Origin of the sequence: Streptacidiphilus jeojiense (assembly GCF_000719095.1) — a bacterium.
Classification (GTDB): Bacteria; Actinomycetota; Actinomycetes; order Streptomycetales; family Streptomycetaceae; genus Streptacidiphilus; species Streptacidiphilus jeojiensis.
Genome location: NZ_JOEH01000018.1, coordinates 1 through 15,963, shown reverse-complemented (window position 1 = coordinate 15,963; position 15,963 = coordinate 1). Strand labels below are relative to the sequence as shown.

15 protein-coding genes and 1 pseudogene are annotated in these 15,963 nt (G+C 70.9%); 5 read left to right on the top strand and 11 right to left on the bottom strand.

The genetic code is table 11. The features are described from left to right. Positions 1 to 23 precede the first annotated feature (23 nt). Together IF29_RS0123465 and IF29_RS0123460 are read right to left on the bottom strand one after the other, a co-directional pair. Positions 24 to 1,949, bottom strand: a complete 1,926-nt coding sequence (locus IF29_RS0123465; protein ID WP_030258328.1) for an ABC1 kinase family protein — start codon at positions 1,947 to 1,949, stop codon at positions 24 to 26. A gap of 121 nt (positions 1,950 to 2,070) precedes the next feature. Further along, positions 2,071 to 2,766: a TetR/AcrR family transcriptional regulator gene (locus tag IF29_RS0123460; protein WP_030258326.1), complete on the bottom strand. Its 696-nt coding sequence runs from the start codon at positions 2,764 to 2,766 to the stop codon at positions 2,071 to 2,073. A 121-nt stretch (positions 2,767 to 2,887) separates the two neighbouring features. Between IF29_RS0123460 and IF29_RS0123455 the strand changes: the two genes are divergently transcribed. Then, a complete protein-coding gene (locus IF29_RS0123455) occupies positions 2,888 to 3,289 on the top strand; it encodes a Zn-ribbon domain-containing OB-fold protein (protein ID WP_051725813.1) in 402 nt (133 codons plus the stop codon). Between the two features lie 342 nt (positions 3,290 to 3,631). Here the strand turns inward: IF29_RS0123455 and IF29_RS42330 are convergent. The 5 genes and pseudogenes from IF29_RS42330 to IF29_RS0123430 form a co-directional block, all read right to left on the bottom strand. Beyond that, positions 3,632 to 4,299, bottom strand: a pseudogene (locus IF29_RS42330) (YdcF family protein). Continuing rightward, entirely contained in the window at positions 4,299 to 4,499 is a 201-nt protein-coding gene (locus IF29_RS0123445) for a hypothetical protein (protein ID WP_030258319.1), read from the bottom strand. Before IF29_RS0123445 ends, IF29_RS42330 begins: the two are co-directional and overlap by 1 nt. A gap of 77 nt (positions 4,500 to 4,576) precedes the next feature. Next, a complete protein-coding gene (locus tag IF29_RS46235; RefSeq protein ID WP_157623901.1) occupies positions 4,577 to 4,819 on the bottom strand; it encodes a hypothetical protein in 243 nt (80 codons plus the stop codon). Positions 4,820 to 5,857: 1,038 nt separating this feature from the next. Beyond that, the gene (locus tag IF29_RS46230; RefSeq protein WP_157623900.1) at positions 5,858 to 6,337 is read right to left on the bottom strand and encodes a DUF6193 family natural product biosynthesis protein; all 480 of its coding nucleotides are present in this window, start codon (positions 6,335 to 6,337) and stop codon (positions 5,858 to 5,860) included. 187 nt (positions 6,338 to 6,524) lie between these two features. After that, the gene (locus tag IF29_RS0123430; RefSeq protein WP_030258317.1) at positions 6,525 to 6,899 is read right to left on the bottom strand and encodes an ArsR/SmtB family transcription factor; all 375 of its coding nucleotides are present in this window, start codon (positions 6,897 to 6,899) and stop codon (positions 6,525 to 6,527) included. Between the two features lie 93 nt (positions 6,900 to 6,992). Here IF29_RS0123430 and IF29_RS0123425 point away from each other — a divergent pair, with 93 nt between their 5' ends. Continuing rightward, positions 6,993 to 8,966, top strand: a complete 1,974-nt coding sequence (locus IF29_RS0123425; protein WP_030258315.1) for a heavy metal translocating P-type ATPase — start codon at positions 6,993 to 6,995, stop codon at positions 8,964 to 8,966. On the opposite strand, the gene IF29_RS0123420 is transcribed toward IF29_RS0123425, so the two are convergent. Next, positions 8,953 to 10,215, bottom strand: coding sequence for an MFS transporter (locus tag IF29_RS0123420; protein ID WP_051725810.1), 1,263 nt, complete (start codon positions 10,213 to 10,215; stop codon positions 8,953 to 8,955). The genes IF29_RS0123425 and IF29_RS0123420 overlap by 14 nt on opposite strands. Before the next feature lie 28 nt (positions 10,216 to 10,243). After that, complete coding sequence (locus IF29_RS0123415) at positions 10,244 to 11,005, bottom strand: DeoR/GlpR family DNA-binding transcription regulator (RefSeq protein ID WP_030258310.1); 762 nt, start codon at positions 11,003 to 11,005, stop codon at positions 10,244 to 10,246. Positions 11,006 to 11,094: 89 nt separating this feature from the next. On the opposite strand from IF29_RS0123415, the gene IF29_RS0123410 reads away from it, so the two are divergent. Beyond that, positions 11,095 to 12,321 (top strand): MFS transporter, encoded by a 1,227-nt coding sequence (locus IF29_RS0123410; protein ID WP_051725807.1) that lies wholly within the window; start codon positions 11,095 to 11,097, stop codon positions 12,319 to 12,321. A gap of 32 nt (positions 12,322 to 12,353) precedes the next feature. Continuing rightward, complete coding sequence (locus IF29_RS0123405; RefSeq protein WP_030258306.1) at positions 12,354 to 12,986, top strand: HAD family hydrolase; 633 nt, start codon at positions 12,354 to 12,356, stop codon at positions 12,984 to 12,986. On the opposite strand, the gene IF29_RS0123400 is transcribed toward IF29_RS0123405, so the two are convergent. Next, the gene (locus tag IF29_RS0123400) at positions 12,975 to 13,904 is read right to left on the bottom strand and encodes an NADP-dependent oxidoreductase (RefSeq protein ID WP_030258303.1); all 930 of its coding nucleotides are present in this window, start codon (positions 13,902 to 13,904) and stop codon (positions 12,975 to 12,977) included. The two genes, IF29_RS0123405 and IF29_RS0123400, sit on opposite strands and share 12 nt — an antisense overlap. 172 nt (positions 13,905 to 14,076) lie before the next feature. Between IF29_RS0123400 and IF29_RS46225 the strand changes: the two genes are divergently transcribed. Further along, the gene (locus tag IF29_RS46225) at positions 14,077 to 14,892 is read left to right on the top strand and encodes a hypothetical protein (RefSeq protein WP_157623898.1); all 816 of its coding nucleotides are present in this window, start codon (positions 14,077 to 14,079) and stop codon (positions 14,890 to 14,892) included. Between the two features lie 29 nt (positions 14,893 to 14,921). Here IF29_RS46225 and IF29_RS42325 read toward each other — a convergent pair whose 3' ends face one another. Then, a complete protein-coding gene (locus IF29_RS42325) occupies positions 14,922 to 15,821 on the bottom strand; it encodes an arylamine N-acetyltransferase family protein (protein WP_051725805.1) in 900 nt (299 codons plus the stop codon). Between the last annotated feature and the right edge of the window lie 142 nt (positions 15,822 to 15,963).

Genomic DNA, 15,963 nt, shown 5'->3' with positions numbered 1-15,963 from the left:
GACGGCCCCGGGGCGCGGCGGACTCAGTTCTGCTCGCGGAAGATCTGCACGATCACCCGCAGCAGGAGCAGGGCGGAGAAGGAGAGCCCGATGCCGCCGATGACGTCGACCAGACCGATGTCGTGCCCCGGGGCGGACTGCACGGTGAGCAGCAGGGCCGAGGCCAGCGCCAGCCCGGTCCCGATCATGCCCAGGACCAGGCGGTTCAGCAGTCCGGTGGCGACCCGGACGTCCTCCGGTTCGGACAGCAGGCTGGTGCGGGTCCGGATCTCGCCCCGCACCAGGCCCCGGGCCAGGTCGTCGATGTCCTGGGGCAGGCGCTTGAGCAGCGGGGCCGCCGACAGTGCCTCCTGCTGGAGGAACTCGCGGATGCCTCCGGAGAACATCTGCTGGGCCACGACCTCGCCGCCCAGGCGCTGGATGCCCTGGATCAGGTTGTACCGGGGGTCGATGAGTTCGATGGTCCCGACCAGGGTGACCAGGGTGCGGAAGAGGGTCGTGGTCGAGCGGGGGAGCGCGATGCCGAAATCGCGGAACACGGTCAGGAAGTCGGTGAACAGGGCCGGGTTCAGGGTGCCGTCGGGCCGGGTGGCGCGGGACAGCAGCCCGGCCAGTTCGCGGTCCAGGGCGTCGGTGTCCAGCCGCGCGGACAGGGTCCCGATCCGCAGGGCCCCTTGCCGCAGCAGGGACGGGTCCTCGGTCTGCATGCCGCGCAGCAGGTCGATCAGGCCGGCGCGCTCGAAGCGGTTGAGCCGCCCCACCGCACCGAAGTCGATCAGCGCCAGCCGCCCGTCCGGGGTGAGGAACACATTGCCCGGGTGCGGGTCGGCGTGGAACCGCTCCCCGGCGGCCATCTGGCGGATCATCAGTCCCAGCAGGGCGTCGGCCAGCGGCCGTCGCCGGTCGCCGTCGAGCCGGTCCAGCACCCCCGGCGTGGCCAGGCTGCGGCCCTGCACCCGCTCCTCCACCAGGACCCGGCCGGTGGTGAACTCGTCCATCACCTGCGGCACTGAGATCAGCTCCACACCCTGCACGGCCTGTCGCGCGGCTGCGACGTTCGCCGCCTCGTAGCGGAAGTCCAGTTCCTCGCGGGTCGACTCGGCGAAGCCGGCGGCCAACTCCTTGAGGCCCAGCGACCGGGCCCAGGCCGCCCGTCGGTCCAGGCGGTCGACCAGGCGCTCCAGGATGTCGAGGTCGCGTTCGACCGACTCGCGCATTCCCGGCCGCTGCACCTTCACCACCACCGCCCGGCCGTCGTGCAGGGTGGCGAAGTGGGTTTGGGCGATCGAGGCGGCCCCGGCGGGGTCCGGGACGAAGTCCGCGAAGACGTCCTCCGGCGGCCCGAGCTCGTCCTGGATCACGGCGCGGATCGCGGCGAGGTCGGCCGGGACCACCTGGTCGTGCAGCCGGGACAGCTCGGCGGCGACCGCGGGAGTGGTCAGGTGCGGCTGCGCGGCCATCGCCTGACCGAGCTTCACGAACAGGCCGCCCGCGTCCTCGAAGGTCGCGGTGAGCGAACGCCCCAGCCGCGACCCCGGTGGCTGCAGCTCGTCCCCGCCGCCGCGCAGCAGGCCGTTGCGAAAGGCGATCATGCTGACCTGGAGATATCGGGTGGTCCGTGCGGCCAGCCGGCGCAGCGAGGCCAGCGGGTGGAGCAGGACTCGGGCACCCTGCCTGCTGCGCAGGCTCCCGACCAGCAGTTCCAGCAGTGCGAAGGTCAGCATCGACAGGCAGGTCACCATGGCCAGGCCGACCGGCACCCACCGCCACGAGAGGCTGGTCGCGTGCCCGGTGACGGCCTGAAGGATCCCGATCGTCGCGCCCTCGCCGACGACCACCGACACCAGGGTGGCCGCCCAGCGCCCGCGGTCGATGCCGAGCAGGCGCCGCACGATCCAGGCGGCGGCCACGACGATGCCCAGCGACACCAGTACCAGTCGTAGGACCACGGGGCCTCCTCCCGTCACAGGGGCGGGGGTGCCGGACCACCCTGACCACCAGTCATTCGACCACGGAGGGCCGGGTGCCCACCCGGACTGCGCCGCCATCCGGGTGTCGACGGTGGGCGTCTCAGCCCTTACTGCTCCCGGTCAGGAGCCGGCGCAGCTCGGGGAGCAGCGCGTCCAGGTCCTGGTCGCTGCGGAAGGCGAGGACGGTGGTGCCGTCAGTGCTGCGGTCGGTGGTGCCCTGTGGGGTGCCGGCCGGGGCGAAGAGGGCGATGACGTCGCGCATGGCCTCGTCGATCTCGGCGACGGGGTCGGCGCACTCGCCGCGGAGCCAGCGCCGCAGGACGTGGTTGTGGGCGGAGACCACGGCGGCGGCCATGATCTCGGCCCGCAGCGAGGCCCCGGGGGTGCGGTCGCCCATCCAGTCGGTGATGAACTCGCGGAACAGTCGCTGGTAGCGGCCGACGCTTGCGATCTCCCGGTCCCGCAGCGCGGCGACCTTGCTGGTCAGGGCGTAGCGGCGGCGGGCGAGGTCGCCCTCCTCCAGGTAGTGCAGCAGCACCAGTCGGACCGCGTCGGAGACGGCCACCAGCCCGGTGGCGTGGCTGGAGGTGGTGAGGCGGTCGCGGACGGCGTCGAGCAGCCGGTCGTGGTCGGGGAAGATCACCGCCTCCTTCGAGCCGTAGTGCCGGAAGAAGGTGGTGCGGCCCACCCCGGCGCGTTCGACGATGTCCTCCACCGTCGTCTGCTCGTAGCCGCGCTCGTCGAAGAGCGTCAGGGCGGCGTCGGTCAGCCGGTCACGCACGGAAGGCCTGCTCATAGCCGCCCATCCTTCCCTGTTCGATCCCCGGGGACTACTTGCCACCCCTGGTGGGACTCAGTACCGTAAGTATGGCACTGAGTCCCAAACGCTCGATCCCCTCGGCGGAAGGCGAAACGCCATGGACAGCACCCACCCCCTTGCCGCGGACGCGGACCCCGGCAGCCGCGAGCTCTGGTTCCAGCGCTGCGTCTGGTGCAACTCGGCGCAGCTGCGCCACGTCAACCTCTGCCGCGTGTGCGCGGGCGACGAGCTGACCTGGGAGCGCAGTTCGGGCAGCGGCAAGGTGACCTCGGTCCGATCCACCCCGAACAGGACGCACTACCCGCCCGCCTTCTCGCTGATCCAGCTCGACGAGGGCCCGCAGGTCGAGGGCTGGGTCGTCGGCGAGTCCTGGCACGAGCTGCAGTCGGGATCCCGCGTGCACTGCAGCGTCAACGCCGGCCCGGCGGAGCACCCGGTCTTCGAACTGGCCCTGCAGCCGGGCAGCGAGCGACCCCGCGCCGCCCACGAGTACTTCTGAGGCCCGGGAAGGCATCGGTCACCAGGGGACCGGCGTACCGTCCCAGTTGACGAAGGTGCAGGCGGGGCCGCCGTCGGGCAACAGGGCTAGCCGGACCGCTGCGGCAGCCGCCGCAGCCGGGTCGCCGCGATGCGCGCCTTCGGGTCCCGACCCGACCTCGGCTCCCTATGCTCTCCGTTCAGATCACTGCGCGGAGGTCGTCCAGGGCGATCCGTACTCGGGCTGGACCGAACCGCGCTATGGCCCACATCGCAGAGATCTTTGTCGCCCAGACGTGGCAGTAGGTTCGGCTGGTGGATCGCGCACGAGCGCATCGGAGGGGGTGCTGTGAGCGCACGGCGGTCAAGAAGGCAGGAGCCAGCTGTCGTAGCCGTGCGCGCGGAGACTGTCGAAGGCACGATGTACTCCTTCCGGGATCGGCTGCTCGATGGCGAAGCCGCGCTTGGGGTACTCGATCACTCGCTCCAGGTCGCCCATCAGCATGTCGATCAGCTGCTTTTCGTCATCGTGGGTGCTCACGTACTCCTCGTAGGACAGCGGCGTGGACACGCAGACCGGCTCCACTTCGGGCCACTGCTTGCGGCAGGTCGCGTGGGCCCGTCGCTGCATGTACGGCATGGAGATCAACATCAGTGTCGTCACTTCGATCCTGGCGTTCTCCAGGACCTCGCGGGAGAAACTGATGTTCTGCCCGGTGTTGGTGGCCTTCGGTTCGAGCAGGATGGCGTCGGCTGGCACGCCGAGGGTCAGAGCGTGCTCGCGGTAATGCACCGCTTCGCCCCGGGGAACCGGTCCTTCGTGGCTGCGCTGGAGTCGCCGGTGAAGACGACGGTGGGGAACATGCCGGCGCGGTAGAGGTCAGCGGTAGTGGCGGCTACGCCGAGGTCCAGACTACCGAGGGCAATTGCTGCGGAGCAGGGCCGCAGCTCGTGGTTCAGCTGGTGGAAGTCCCAGATCAGCCGCGCGTCGGCGCGGTCCTCCTCGGTGATGCCGACGGCGTTGTGGCTGATCACGCAAACTCCTTGCTGTTGCGAATGTTGTTGATGCTGCGTAGCTGGTGCTGGAGGCCGTACTGCGTGGCGATGCTGGAGGCGTGGTCCAGCGCGAACCGGCCCGGCGCGCTCCGCCAGAGCAGTGGGGGCGGATGCTGCTGTGCGCCGGGTTCGAGCGAGTGGAGGTCGAGGTGCTGCCAGGGCCGACGCCCGATCACGCCGGCCCCATCATCGGGCGCGCGTATGCGCCGTAGTGAGCGCCCCGGCTGACGGTGATCTTCCGGGGCACAACTCGCTACTGGCCGCTTGGCCAGACGGTCACTCGGAACTTGACAACTCCGGTGTTGATCGCCTGGTTCGCTGGCGTTACAAGCTGCAAGGCGGCCACGATGCCCGACCCTGAGTCTGTTTCGCACACCACCATGGAGTCCTTGAAATCTCGGTAGTAGATGTTGTCCACCGGGTTGGCGGCAGCATCGTTCGCGCAGTCAGCTTCGGTTGGCGACGCCACAGATGAGATGGCCAGCTTCGAGTTCAAGGCCGTGCTGATCCGTGCCCCACGAACGTCTGATGCTTCGCAGTTGAAGTTCAGGTCTGCTTCGTAAGCGCCGCTACCCACGACGGGACCGCTCTGGGAGAAGGCTACATACGTCCAGACGGGAGTGCCGGAGCCGCAAGCCTGCGGTGTCTCCGTACTGGCGGTGAATTCCTTCGTGTATATGGCTGTGGGGCCCGCCGCCGTGGTGCCGCCGTCGGTCGTGGGCGATTGTGTTGCCGCCGTGCTGCTGCCCGTCGTGGGCGGCTGCGGGTCGATAGAAGCTGAGTGCGTTTGGATAGGAACTGTGGGGCCGCTCGCGTGCCCCGTCACTTCACTGACGACCCAGCCGGACAGGGCGAGGATAGCTGCGACCACAAGGCCACCCACCACCTGGTTGTTTCCGGAAAGATTCCACAGTCTTCGGAGTGGGCCTGGAGGCGGAGGGCTGTATTGGCCCGGAGGCTGAGGCCCGTTCGGCGATGCCATGCGGCGAGTTTAGACAGTCGAGCACTTAACTTGCCTTAGAAGTACACAAGTTACTCACTTCGGCTGCCCCTTCGTTCCTCCGTTTCTGCCGATGGCGTCCGGCGTGGTCTGCGGGTCGCCGACCACGGTGCTCACGGCCGCGGTGCCACCGGTCCCTCCGTTGCTTAGATGAGAACATATGGTCTATATGCATGGAAATGTAGGACGCCGTCGCCCGGGTCAGCCGCCCGCCGGTGGCGCGGCACCTGTCGTCGCGCCGTGGAATGAGTAGCCCGGTCCGGTGAAGTTGCAGCTCTACCGCCGGGGGTCGACCCGGACCGGATCTCCTTCACGGTGGTGCTCTGCACCGCACGGCACAGCGTCATTGCGGCCGACCACCTCTCACCCGGCATCCCGGATCCGAACATTCAGACGTGCGACCTGCAGCATCCACCTCCGCGCACCCTCCTCCGACGCGTTGACAGCGCTGCCTCACCCGTAACTTCGCGGCATTGCTTTGAAGCGCCCCTGGGGCCGGAGGGCGATGGTGTCGACAGGCGGGGCCACGCATCGTCACACATGGTCGTCTGCACAGGCGGTGATGACGGGCTCGGAGTCGATGGGCAAGAGTTCAAGCACAAGACGCACGGCCTCTTCGGCGGTCCCGACTTCGCCGATCATGGCGAAGGGATCGCGCCGGCGGACCTTGAACCGGCCGTTGTGCAGCGGCTCGATCGATCCGGCCTGCACAGTCCAGGGGTAGCTGGTGGAGCTGCTGAAGAGCAGTGTGAAGTGGCTGGCGAACGGATACAGCCGCCGAAGTCGCGGTTGGGCTGCAGAGGCTTCCAGCAGTGGGACGATGCCCGGATACGGGCTCCCGGGCGAGCGGATCTGGTGTACTTCCTGCCGCCATTGCCAACTGAGTCGTAGGGACTGCCATTGGGCCTCGACGGCGTCAGCCGGTCCGTGACTGCGTGCTGCGGCCATGTCCGGCAGAACGGGTCTTGGGGGCAGGAGTAGCTGTTGATCGGAGGTCACTTCGGTCGCGTCCACTGCCCTAGTTTCGCGGACGGGGTCTGAAAGCGGCACCCTGACAGCGAAGATCACGGCCGGGGCTTCATTCACAGGTGAGCCCGGCGGTGACAGCGTCGAGGTCTTGGCGGAGGAACATGGCGAACTTGGGTGGTGGTCCGTCGGCTGGCAGACTCGTCCGCTGCCCAGTTTCCGGGGAGGCCGTCGGTCATTCGGTGGTGGCGGGGTCCTCGGCGTCGGGCAGGCCGAGTTTCAGGTGTTCGACGTGGTAGATGGCCTGGTCCAGGAGTTCGGCGACGTGGTTGTCGTACAGGGCGTAGACCATGGACCGGCCGTGCCGCTCGGCGACGACCAGGCCGAGGTTCTTCAGCAGCCGTAGCTGGTGCGAGCAGGCGGAGCGCTCCATGCCCGCGGCGGTGGCCAGGTCGCTGGCCGAGCAGGGTCCCTCGACCAGGCGGGCGAGGATCAGCAGCCGGGACGGGGTGGCCAGGGCCTGGAGCATGGTGGCCACACCGGCGCTGCCGACGTGGTCCAGGCGCTCGCGTGCGCTGGCTCGCGCTCTCTCGTCGACTCCGTGTCCCATGACCGCATCCTACCGATGATGCGTGAATGACTGTTCAATCGTTCCGCTATGGTGGACGGGTCACCCCGTCCTGCCGCAGCGAAGGAACCACCCATGTCCACGACCCTCACCCGGCGGCCCGCACCGGTTGCGGACCTCCGGGACACGGTGGCCCCCGCTCGGCGCACCCAGGTGTTCGCGCTGGCCGAAGCCCGCTGGGCAGCGGTCGCCACGGTCGCGTTCCTGCTCGCCCTTCCGCTGCAACTGGCCGGTGCAGGCGCCTGGGTGTGGGGGCCGCTCTACGCGGTCGCCTACGTCACCGGGGGCTGGGAGCCGGGGTGGGCCGGACTGCAGGCGCTGCGCGAGCGGACCCTGGACGTGGACCTGCTGATGATCGTCGCCGCGATCGGCGCGGCCTCGATCGGGCAGGTCATGGACGGAGCGCTGCTGATCGTCATCTTCGCCACCTCGGGCGCGCTGGAGGCGCTGGCCACCGCGCGCACCCAGGACTCGGTGCGCGGCCTGCTGGACCTCGCGCCGGCCACCGCCACCCGACTGCTGGACGACGGCACCGAGGAGTCGGTCGCCACCGAGGCCCTGGTGGTCGGCGACATCATCGTGATCCGCCCCGGCGAGCGGGTCGGCGCGGACGGCAGGGTCCTGGACGGTGCATCCGAGGTCGACCAGGCCACCATCACCGGTGAACCCCTGCCGGTCGCCAAGCGGGCCGGCGACGAGGTCTTCGCCGGCACCCTGAACGGCACCGGGGCGCTGCGGGTCGAGGTCGAGCGCGACGCCTCCGACTCGGTGATCGCCCGCATCGTGGCCCTGGTCGAGGAAGCCTCCCGGACCAAGGCCCCCACCCAGCTCTTCATCGAGAAGGTCGAACAGCGCTACTCGCTGGGCATGGTCGTCGCCACCCTGGCGGTCTTCCTGGTCCCGCTGGCGTTCGGCGCCGCCGTGACCGGCTCGCTGCTGCGCGCGATGACCTTCATGATCGTGGCCTCGCCGTGTGCGGTGGTGCTCGCCACGATGCCGCCGCTGCTCTCCGCCATCGCCAATGCCGGACGCCACGGCGTGCTGGTCAAGTCGGCCGTGGTGATGGAGCAGTTGGGGCAGGTCGATGCGGTCGCGCTGGACAAGACCGGCACGTTGACCGAGGGCACGCCCCGGGTCTCCGACATCCGCCCGTTGAGCGGATCCGGGCTGTCGGAAGGGGAGTTGCTGAGCCTGGCGGCGTCGGCGGAGCACCCCAGCGAGCATCCGCTGGCCCGTGCGGTGGTCGGCGCGGCCCGCGAGCGCGGGTTGGCCCTGCCGGTCGCCGAGGATTTCAGCTCGACCCCCGGGGTCGGGGTGCGGGCCACCGTGCGAGGTGTCGACGTCGCGGTCGGCGCCCCGGCGCGGATGCTGGCCGGGGGCGGCCGGGCCGCCGCGCTGGCCGCGGAGTTGGAGGGCGAGGGGCGCACCGCCGTCGTGGTCGAGTGCGACGGGACGCCCGTCGGTGTGCTCGGCATCGCCGACCGGCTGCGTCCGGACGCCGCCGCCACTGTCGCCGCGCTGGCGGGGCTGACCGGCCGGGCCCCGCTACTCGTGACCGGGGACAACCCGCGCGCGGCCGCGCGGCTGGCCGCCGAGGTCGGCATCACCGACGTGCGGGCCGGTCTGCTGCCGCAGGACAAGGTCGCCGCGGTGCGGGAGCAGCAGCAGGCCGGGCGCAAGGTCCTGGTCGTCGGTGACGGTGTCAACGACGCCCCGGCGCTGGCCGCCGCCCACAGCGGCCTCGCCATGGGCCGGGCCGGTTCCGACCTCGCCCTGGAGACCGCGGACGCGGTGATCGTCCGCGACGAACTGTCCACTGTCCCCACCGTGGTGGCCCTGTCCCGCCGGGCCCGTCGGCTGGTGGTGCAGAACCTGGTGATCGCCGCGGTGTTCATCTCCGGCCTGGTCGTCTGGGACCTGGCCGGACGGCTGCCGCTGCCGCTCGGCGTGCTCGGGCACGAGGGCTCCACAGTGATCGTGGGCCTGAACGGCCTGCGGCTGCTGCGCGACACCGCGTGGAACCGCGCCGCGGCGCTCAGCGCACGCTGAACCGGGAGCGGCTCAGGACGGCCATCCCGCCGGTGGCGAGGAGTCCGAACAGGGCCGGGGCGAGGAAGACATGCGGCAGGCCGAGCACGCTGACACCGAGGCTGCCGGTCAGCCCACCGAGGGCGCTGGCGACGGCAGTTGAGCTCATGAAGACCGCCGACGCGGTCGCCACGGCCTGCGGCAGCAGCCGCTGGGCGACGATGATGCCCAGGCCGGCGAACACCCCCCACACCCCGCCCATCAGTATCTGCCCGGCGAACATCCCGGCCGCGTTGCCAGTCAGGGCGAAGCAGAGGTTCGCGCCGACGCCGAACGCCGCGCCGAGGACCATCAGCGGCATCATGCCGATCCGGCGGGCGACGACCACCGCCACCGGCATCAGGACCAGCTCGATCAGCGGTTGGATGCCGATGACCGCGCCGCTGACCGCCGTCGGCAGGTGCATGCTGTCGCGCATGTAGATGGGCAGGTAGCCGTACTTGATCGGCTCGCCCGCGTAGACGAGCAGGTACAGCCCGGTGAACGCGAGCAGCGGAAGCATCGCCCGCAGCCCGGGGCGCGGCGCATGACGCTCGGTCAGAGCCCCGGTCAGCTCCTCGGCGGGTGCGTCAGCCGCTGCGCCGGGCCGGTCGCCGCTGCTGCGGGCGAAGCCCATGGGGAGGATCTGCGCCAGGGCGCAGGCTCCGGTGGCCGCGAGCATCACCCGGGGCCCTGCGGCCGTCGCCAGCAGCGAGCCGAGGACGGGGCCGACGACCCATCCGGCCGTCAACGCCATCCGTACGACGGAGACCACCCCGTCGGCCACCGGGCTCGCGGTCGCCTTCAGGTCGTCGTGGACCGCGGCGAACAGCTGTGAGCCGGCGGCGCCGGAGAAGGCCAGGACGAGGGCGCTGATCACGAAGGGTATCCAGGCCCGGTCGGCGACGGCCATGGCGGCCCAGCCGAGGGCTCCGGCCAGGGCGCACCAGCGGAACAGCCCGAGCCGCTTCCCGGAGCGGTCCGAGCGTGTGCCGATCAGATAGCCGGCGAGCGGGGCGGTGATGTTGGTGAGGTAGAACAACCCGGCCGTGGTCAGCGACACATGCAGGTCGTTGACCAGGAACAGGGTGATCTGCGGCGCGGCGGCGGAGGTCCCGAGCCCGGAGAGGAACAGCGCGACGGTCGCGCCGCGGTAGAGCGGCGAGGCCCAGACCGAGCGCACGGCGGACGGGGTGGTCGCGACCTCGGCGGTGGCGAGTGCGGATGGCACGGAGGAGACCCCTCGGATCTAGTCGGATCTAGGCGGTGCTGACGACGGTGCCGGTTGCTTCGAGCGCTGCTACTTCGTCGGGGGGTGCGGTGGCGTCGGTGACCAGGGTGTGCAGCAGGGAGGAGGGGCCGACGTAGGCGTGGGCGGTGCGGCCGAGCTTGCCGCCGTCGGCGGCGGCGATGACCCGGCGGGCGGAGGCGATGACCGCCTTCTTCACCGCGGCGTCGTCGAGGTCGTAGGCGGTCACGCCCTCGGCCGCGCTCAGTCCGCAGCAGCCGAGGACCGCGGTGTCGAACCGCAGCGCCGCCAGCGAGGCGAGGGTGAGCGGGCCGGTCAGGGCGCCCTCGGCGGCGCGGGGCCGGCCGCCCGGCACGATCAGCGTGGTCGCGGCGGGAGCGTCGCTGAGCACGTGAACGGCCTGCAGCGACAGGGGCATCACGGTCACGCGCCGTCCTCGCAGCAGCCGGGCCACCTCCAGGCAGGTGGTGCCGCTGTCGAGCAGGACGGTCTCGCCGTCGGCGATGAGCCGGGACACCTCGGCCGCGATCCGGCGCTTGGCGTCGGCCGCCTCGTGGGCGCGCAGCGCGAAGGGCGGTTCCTCGCCCCGGAGCAGCAGGGTGCGCGCCCCGCCGCGGACGCGTTCGAGGGCGCCCTGCTCGGCCAGGGTGTCCAGATCGCGCCGGATGGTCATCTCCGAGGCACCGGTCAGCTCGGCGAGCTCCAGCACCGTGGCACTGCCCGAATCCCTGACGGCCTGGGCGATCTGCCGGTGCCGGTCCGCATTGCTCATGACGGGATTCAACACCACCCGCATCGAACATGCAAGGTGTGCTTAGTAGCGCTTTTCAAACACAATATATGTTCGTTATGGTGGTTTGCATGAACCGCTCCCTCCGCGCCGCCCGTGTCGCGACCTTCGTCTACTTCGTCCTCAACGGCACCCTGATGGGCATGTGGCTGGTGCAGATCCCGGCCATCGAGCAACGCGTGGGAATCAGCAACGCGACCCTGGGAAGCCTGCTGGTCCTGTTGGGCCTCGGCGCGTTCCTCGGCATGCAGGTCGCCGGCCGGCTGGCCGACCGCTTCGGCACCCGCCTGGTGGTCCCCGCCGCCGGCGTGCTGTGCGCCGCGGCCCTGGTGCTGCCCGGCCTGGCCCGCGATCCCTGGGCGCTGGCGGGCGCGCTGCTGCTCTTCGGCTTCGGCAACGGCTGCGTCGACGTCAGCATGAACACCCACGCCGTGCACGTGGAGAAGGCCTACGGACGACCCGTCATGTCCGCCTTCCACGCCACCTTCTCCGTCGGCGGAGTGATCGCCGCGCTGGTCGGGGCACGAGCCACCAGCGCGGGGATGAGTCCGACCGCGACCCTCGGCGTCGCCGGAGCGGTCGGCATCGTGATCGCCCTGCTGCCCGCCCGCAGCCTGCTGGGAACCGCACCGGCCTCCGCACCGACCTCCGCACCGGCCTCCCCGGAGCCCGAACCTGCGGCGAAGCGGCGTGCCGTGCCCGGACGCATCTGGATCCTGGCCGCACTGGCGCTGATGTGCATGCTCTGCGAAGGCGTCGCCAACGACTGGAGCGCGCTGGAGGCGAAGAACATCCTCGGCGCCCCGGCCGCCACCGCCTCGTTCGCCTACGGCACCTACGCCGCCACCATGACCATCGGCCGGCTGCTGGCCGACCGCGTCTCCCGGCGGTTCGGACCGGCGGCCGTCCTGCGCTACGGCGCCGCCGCCGGCGCGGTCGGGCTCACCGTGGTGGCCTTCTCACCGTGGATCTGGGCGACCCTGATCGGCTGGGCGGTCTTCGGCCTGGGCCTGTCCGGCTGCGTCCCGCAGCTGTTCAGCGCCGCCGGGCACACCGACCCCGCCGCCGCGGGCGCCAACGTCTCCCGGGTCGCCGGCCTGGGCTACCTCGGCATGCTCGCCGGACCGGCACTGATCGGCTGGATGACCCGGCTGACGGGCCTCAACCACACCTTCCTGCTCCCTGCACTGCTGCTGGTGGTCGCCGCCGTCGCCGCCGGGATCCTCCGCACCGGAGCCACCGGAGCCACCGGCGAACCCGCGGTCACAGCCGAGCCCGAACTGGCCCAGCGCCCCTGAACACGCCCGTCGCCACAGTCGGAAGGAATCCCATGACGATCAGTCAGCGGATCGTACTGTTCGACCTCTACGGGGTCATCGCCCTGCACCAGCGCCCCGGCTCCCTGGCGCAGATGGCTGCCCGATGCGACGCGCCCGAGGACGCCTTCACCAAGGCCTACTGGGAGCTGCGCCCGCCCTACGACGCCGGGCGGCTGTCCGCCCAGGAGTACTGGGCCGAGGTGCTGCGGCTGCTGTCCCGTCCCGTCGATCCCGCGACGGTCGAGGGGTTGCGGCTGGCCGACATCGACAGCTGGTCACGCGTGGACAGCCGGATGGTCGCCTTCGCGCAGTCCCTGCGCGCCCGTGCCAGGGTCGCCGTGCTGTCCAACATCCCCGCCGACCACGCCGACGCCCTGCTCGCGGCCCAGCCCTGGCTGCGGAGCCTGGACCAGGTCGCCTTCTCCGGAAAGATCAAAGCGGCCAAGCCGGACCCGGCCGCGTTCCGGCACTGCATCAGCACCATGGGCGCCGAGGCCGCCGACTTCCTCTTCGTCGACGACCGCGCGGAGAACGTCCGCACCGCGCAGGCCGAGGGCATGGCCGGCCACCTGTTCAGCGGCCTCGACGACCTGGAGCAGGTCATCGACGGCTGGCTCGCGGCCGGCTCCGGGTCAGCCGGCTGACGTGAGCAGGACGATCTTGCCGTGGGTGTGGTTGCGCTCCAGTTCGCGGTAGGCGTCCTGCACGTCGGCGAGGGGATAGGTGCGGGCGATGGGGACCTCCAGCCGCCCGTCCGCGACCAGCTCCGCGAGCTCGGCCAGCACCGGCGCGCTGGCGGCGGCACCGTTGCCGTCGGTGCGGACGCCGAACTCCTCGGCGGCGGCGAAGTCGATGACGGTGTCGATGCGTTCGGGTGCGACGCCCAGGTCGATCGCCAGCCGCACATAGCCGTCGCCGTAGGTGTCGATGAAGGCGTCGACCTGCCCGGCCGCGGCCTCCTTGATCCGGTCGCCGACTCCGGCGCCGTAGGCCACCGGGATCACCCCGTGCCGGCGCAGCCAGTCGTGGTTGGCCGGGCCGGCCAGGCCGATCACGGTGGCACCCGCGTTCTTCGCCAGCTGGACGGCGAGTGAGCCCACGCCTCCCGCCGCGCCGGAGACCACCACGACGTCGCCGGGCGACAGGGCCACGGCCCGTACCGCCGCGTAGGCGGTCGTACCGGCGACGAACAGCGCTCCGGCCACTTCCACCGGCACCTTGGTGGGCCGGTGCACCAGGTGGTCCGCGGGGACGGCTACGAACTCGGCCTGGCTGGCGCGGTCGTCGGTGAAGCCGAAGACCTCGTCACCCACCGCGAAGCCGCTGACCCCGGCGCCCACCGCCTCGACGGCACCGGCCAGGTCGCTGCCCTGGCCCGAGGGGAAGGTCGCCGGCCAGCGGGAGTGCAGCACACCGCTGCGGATCTTGGCCTCACCGGGGTTGATGCCCGCGGCCCGCACCGCGACCAGTACCTCCCCGGCTCCCGGGACCGGCTTCTCCACCTCGACCACGTCGAGGACCTCGATGCCGCCGTACTCCTTGAAACGCACTGCTCGGGGCATGGCCCGGCTCCCTTCGTATCAGGTCGGCGGCCCGGTGTTCGCCGAGCCCGTCTGCCAGAAGCAGCGGTGCGGCCCGTTCATTCCCTCCCTCGGGTTCACACGCTTCTCAGGGGATGCCCAGAGCCAGGTCATCTCCGAGCAGGACCGTGGATCTACCAGGCAGGAAAAATGCATGATCGAAGCGAAAGGCGCGGTCATGAACGGTCAGGAATCAGCAGAAGACCCGCGGCCAGGCGGCGAGCAGACACCCCCGAGGAAGAAGACCAGGAAGAGGGCGCTGATCGCGGCCGCGGTGGTCGCGGCAGCCGCGATCGGGGGCGCCGGATACGCAGCGACCGCCTCGTCCTCCACCTCGGCCACAGCCTCCGCAGCCGCCGCGTCCTCGGCGTCCTCGGCGTCCGCCCCGGCCCAGGCAGGCTCCGGCGGGGAATCGGGCTCGGGCTCGAACGCCCGCTCAGGGCCGGCCGAAGGAGGGACGACCGGCACCGTGACAGCCGTGTCCGGAAGCGGCTTCACCGTCACCACGGCCACCGGCCAGACCGCGACCGTCACCGGGACGTCCACGACCAGCTACCTGAACGGGACGACCCCGGCCTCCTCGTCGGCCGTCACGGTGGGGCAGCCGGTGCTGGTCCTGGGCACGGTCAACAGCACGGCCATCACCGCCTCGCAGGTCGTCGTCCAGCCGCCCGGCAGCGGCTCGACGCCCTCGACGGCGTCCCAGGTGGTCCCGTTCCAGCAGGGCGCGCAGTCCGCGGCCAAGCAGTCCGGCCAGGTCCCGGCGGACTACACGGAAGGTTCCGGCACGATCGTCAGCGGCAGCACCGCGGACAAGGCCACCGAGGCCGCGCTGGCCGCGTACCCGGGCGCCGTGGTGGACCGGGTGGTCCAGCTCAGCGACGGCGAGTACGAGGTCCACTACATCGGCGTCAACTGGCCCCACCACGTCTTCGTGACCGCGGACTTCACGGTCGCCGGAGCCGACTAGGGCCTACTGCCAGGGCCTACTGCCGGGGCCTACTTCTCGGCCGACTCCTGCTTCGCCCGCCACTCCGCCCCCGCGCGCTGGATGCGGTCCCACAGGGCGGCACGGTCGGCGTCGTCGACGGCCGACAGGTCCAGGTGGAACACGTCCGTTGCGAGCTTGAACAGCTCCTCGGCGGACTCGAGGAGCCGTGTGGTGCGGCGCCCGGCCCCCTCGTCGCGGGTGAACTCGTCGTCCAGCACGAACTCGGCGCCGTCCGCGTCGCGGCGGAAGAGCTCGAACCACATGACGTAGGGAGACTTGGGCGACGTCGAGAACTCGGTGTGGCAGCTGATGAAGTCCTCCCAGACGGCCGGCGCCAGGGTGAAGTCCATGCTGTGGAAGGTCGTCTGCGCCGGATCGGTGAGGAACCGCCAGGCGTCCGGGCCGATCTCCGGCAGCGGCCGCAGCTCGAAGCGGAAGGGGCCCTGGAGGTGGACGCCCTCCCGCAGCGGGATGGGCTCGTAGTGCGAGTTGGCCAGGCCCACGTCCACCGACCAGCGCTCGCCGTCGATGACGACGGTGAGGGCCATGTGCGTGGCGTACTCCTCGGCGGTCGCCTTGGCGCTCGCGGCGGAGCCGTTGATCTGGCCGCGGTGCAGGGTGACGTCGTATCCGAGGACGGTCAGCAGCTCGCTGAAGGCGTTGTTCAGGTTGAAGCAGTAGCCGCCCCGGCCGGCCAGGATCCGGGCTATGGACTCGGCCGGGTCGATGCCCTGCGGGCGTCCGAGCTGGATGTCGAAGTTCTCGAAGGCGATCAGCTCGACGTGTGCGCGGTGAAGCCTGCGCAGGGCCTCCAGCGACGGAGCGCCGAGGGACTCCGGGGCGTCGACGCCGAGCCTGGCCAGGTAGGGCGCGACCCAGGCGGGATGATCGTTCTTCTTCGAGGTCATGGCGCCGAACAGTAGTACAGCGCCGCGTGGATCCGCTCCAGGATTACTGACTTTGGAAGCGTGATGTCGTTGGGGGCTGACGGAGTGTGATTGTCGCGGTATGCCGGGTGTATGAGGTATCCGCAGGGTGGTGGGCTGACGC

Bases quoted from the DNA above. Each gene is read 5' to 3' on its own strand.
- IF29_RS0123430 (WP_030258317.1), bottom strand. From the start codon at position 6,899: ATGGGACACGGAGTCGACGAGAGAGCGCGAGCCAGCGCACGCGAGCGC.
- IF29_RS0123410 (WP_051725807.1), top strand. From the start codon at position 11,095: ATGAACCGCTCCCTCCGCGCCGCCCGTGTCGCGACCTTCGTCTACTTC.
- IF29_RS42325 (WP_051725805.1), bottom strand. From the start codon at position 15,821: ATGACCTCGAAGAAGAACGATCATCCCGCCTGGGTCGCGCCCTACCTG.
- IF29_RS0123460 (WP_030258326.1), bottom strand. From the start codon at position 2,766: ATGAGCAGGCCTTCCGTGCGTGACCGGCTGACCGACGCCGCCCTGACG.
- IF29_RS0123405 (WP_030258306.1), top strand. From the start codon at position 12,354: ATGACGATCAGTCAGCGGATCGTACTGTTCGACCTCTACGGGGTCATC.
- IF29_RS0123425 (WP_030258315.1), top strand. From the start codon at position 6,993: ATGTCCACGACCCTCACCCGGCGGCCCGCACCGGTTGCGGACCTCCGG.
- IF29_RS46225 (WP_157623898.1), top strand. From the start codon at position 14,077: ATGATCGAAGCGAAAGGCGCGGTCATGAACGGTCAGGAATCAGCAGAA.
- IF29_RS0123400 (WP_030258303.1), bottom strand. From the start codon at position 13,904: ATGCCCCGAGCAGTGCGTTTCAAGGAGTACGGCGGCATCGAGGTCCTC.
- IF29_RS0123415 (WP_030258310.1), bottom strand. From the start codon at position 11,005: ATGAGCAATGCGGACCGGCACCGGCAGATCGCCCAGGCCGTCAGGGAT.
- IF29_RS0123455 (WP_051725813.1), top strand. From the start codon at position 2,888: ATGGACAGCACCCACCCCCTTGCCGCGGACGCGGACCCCGGCAGCCGC.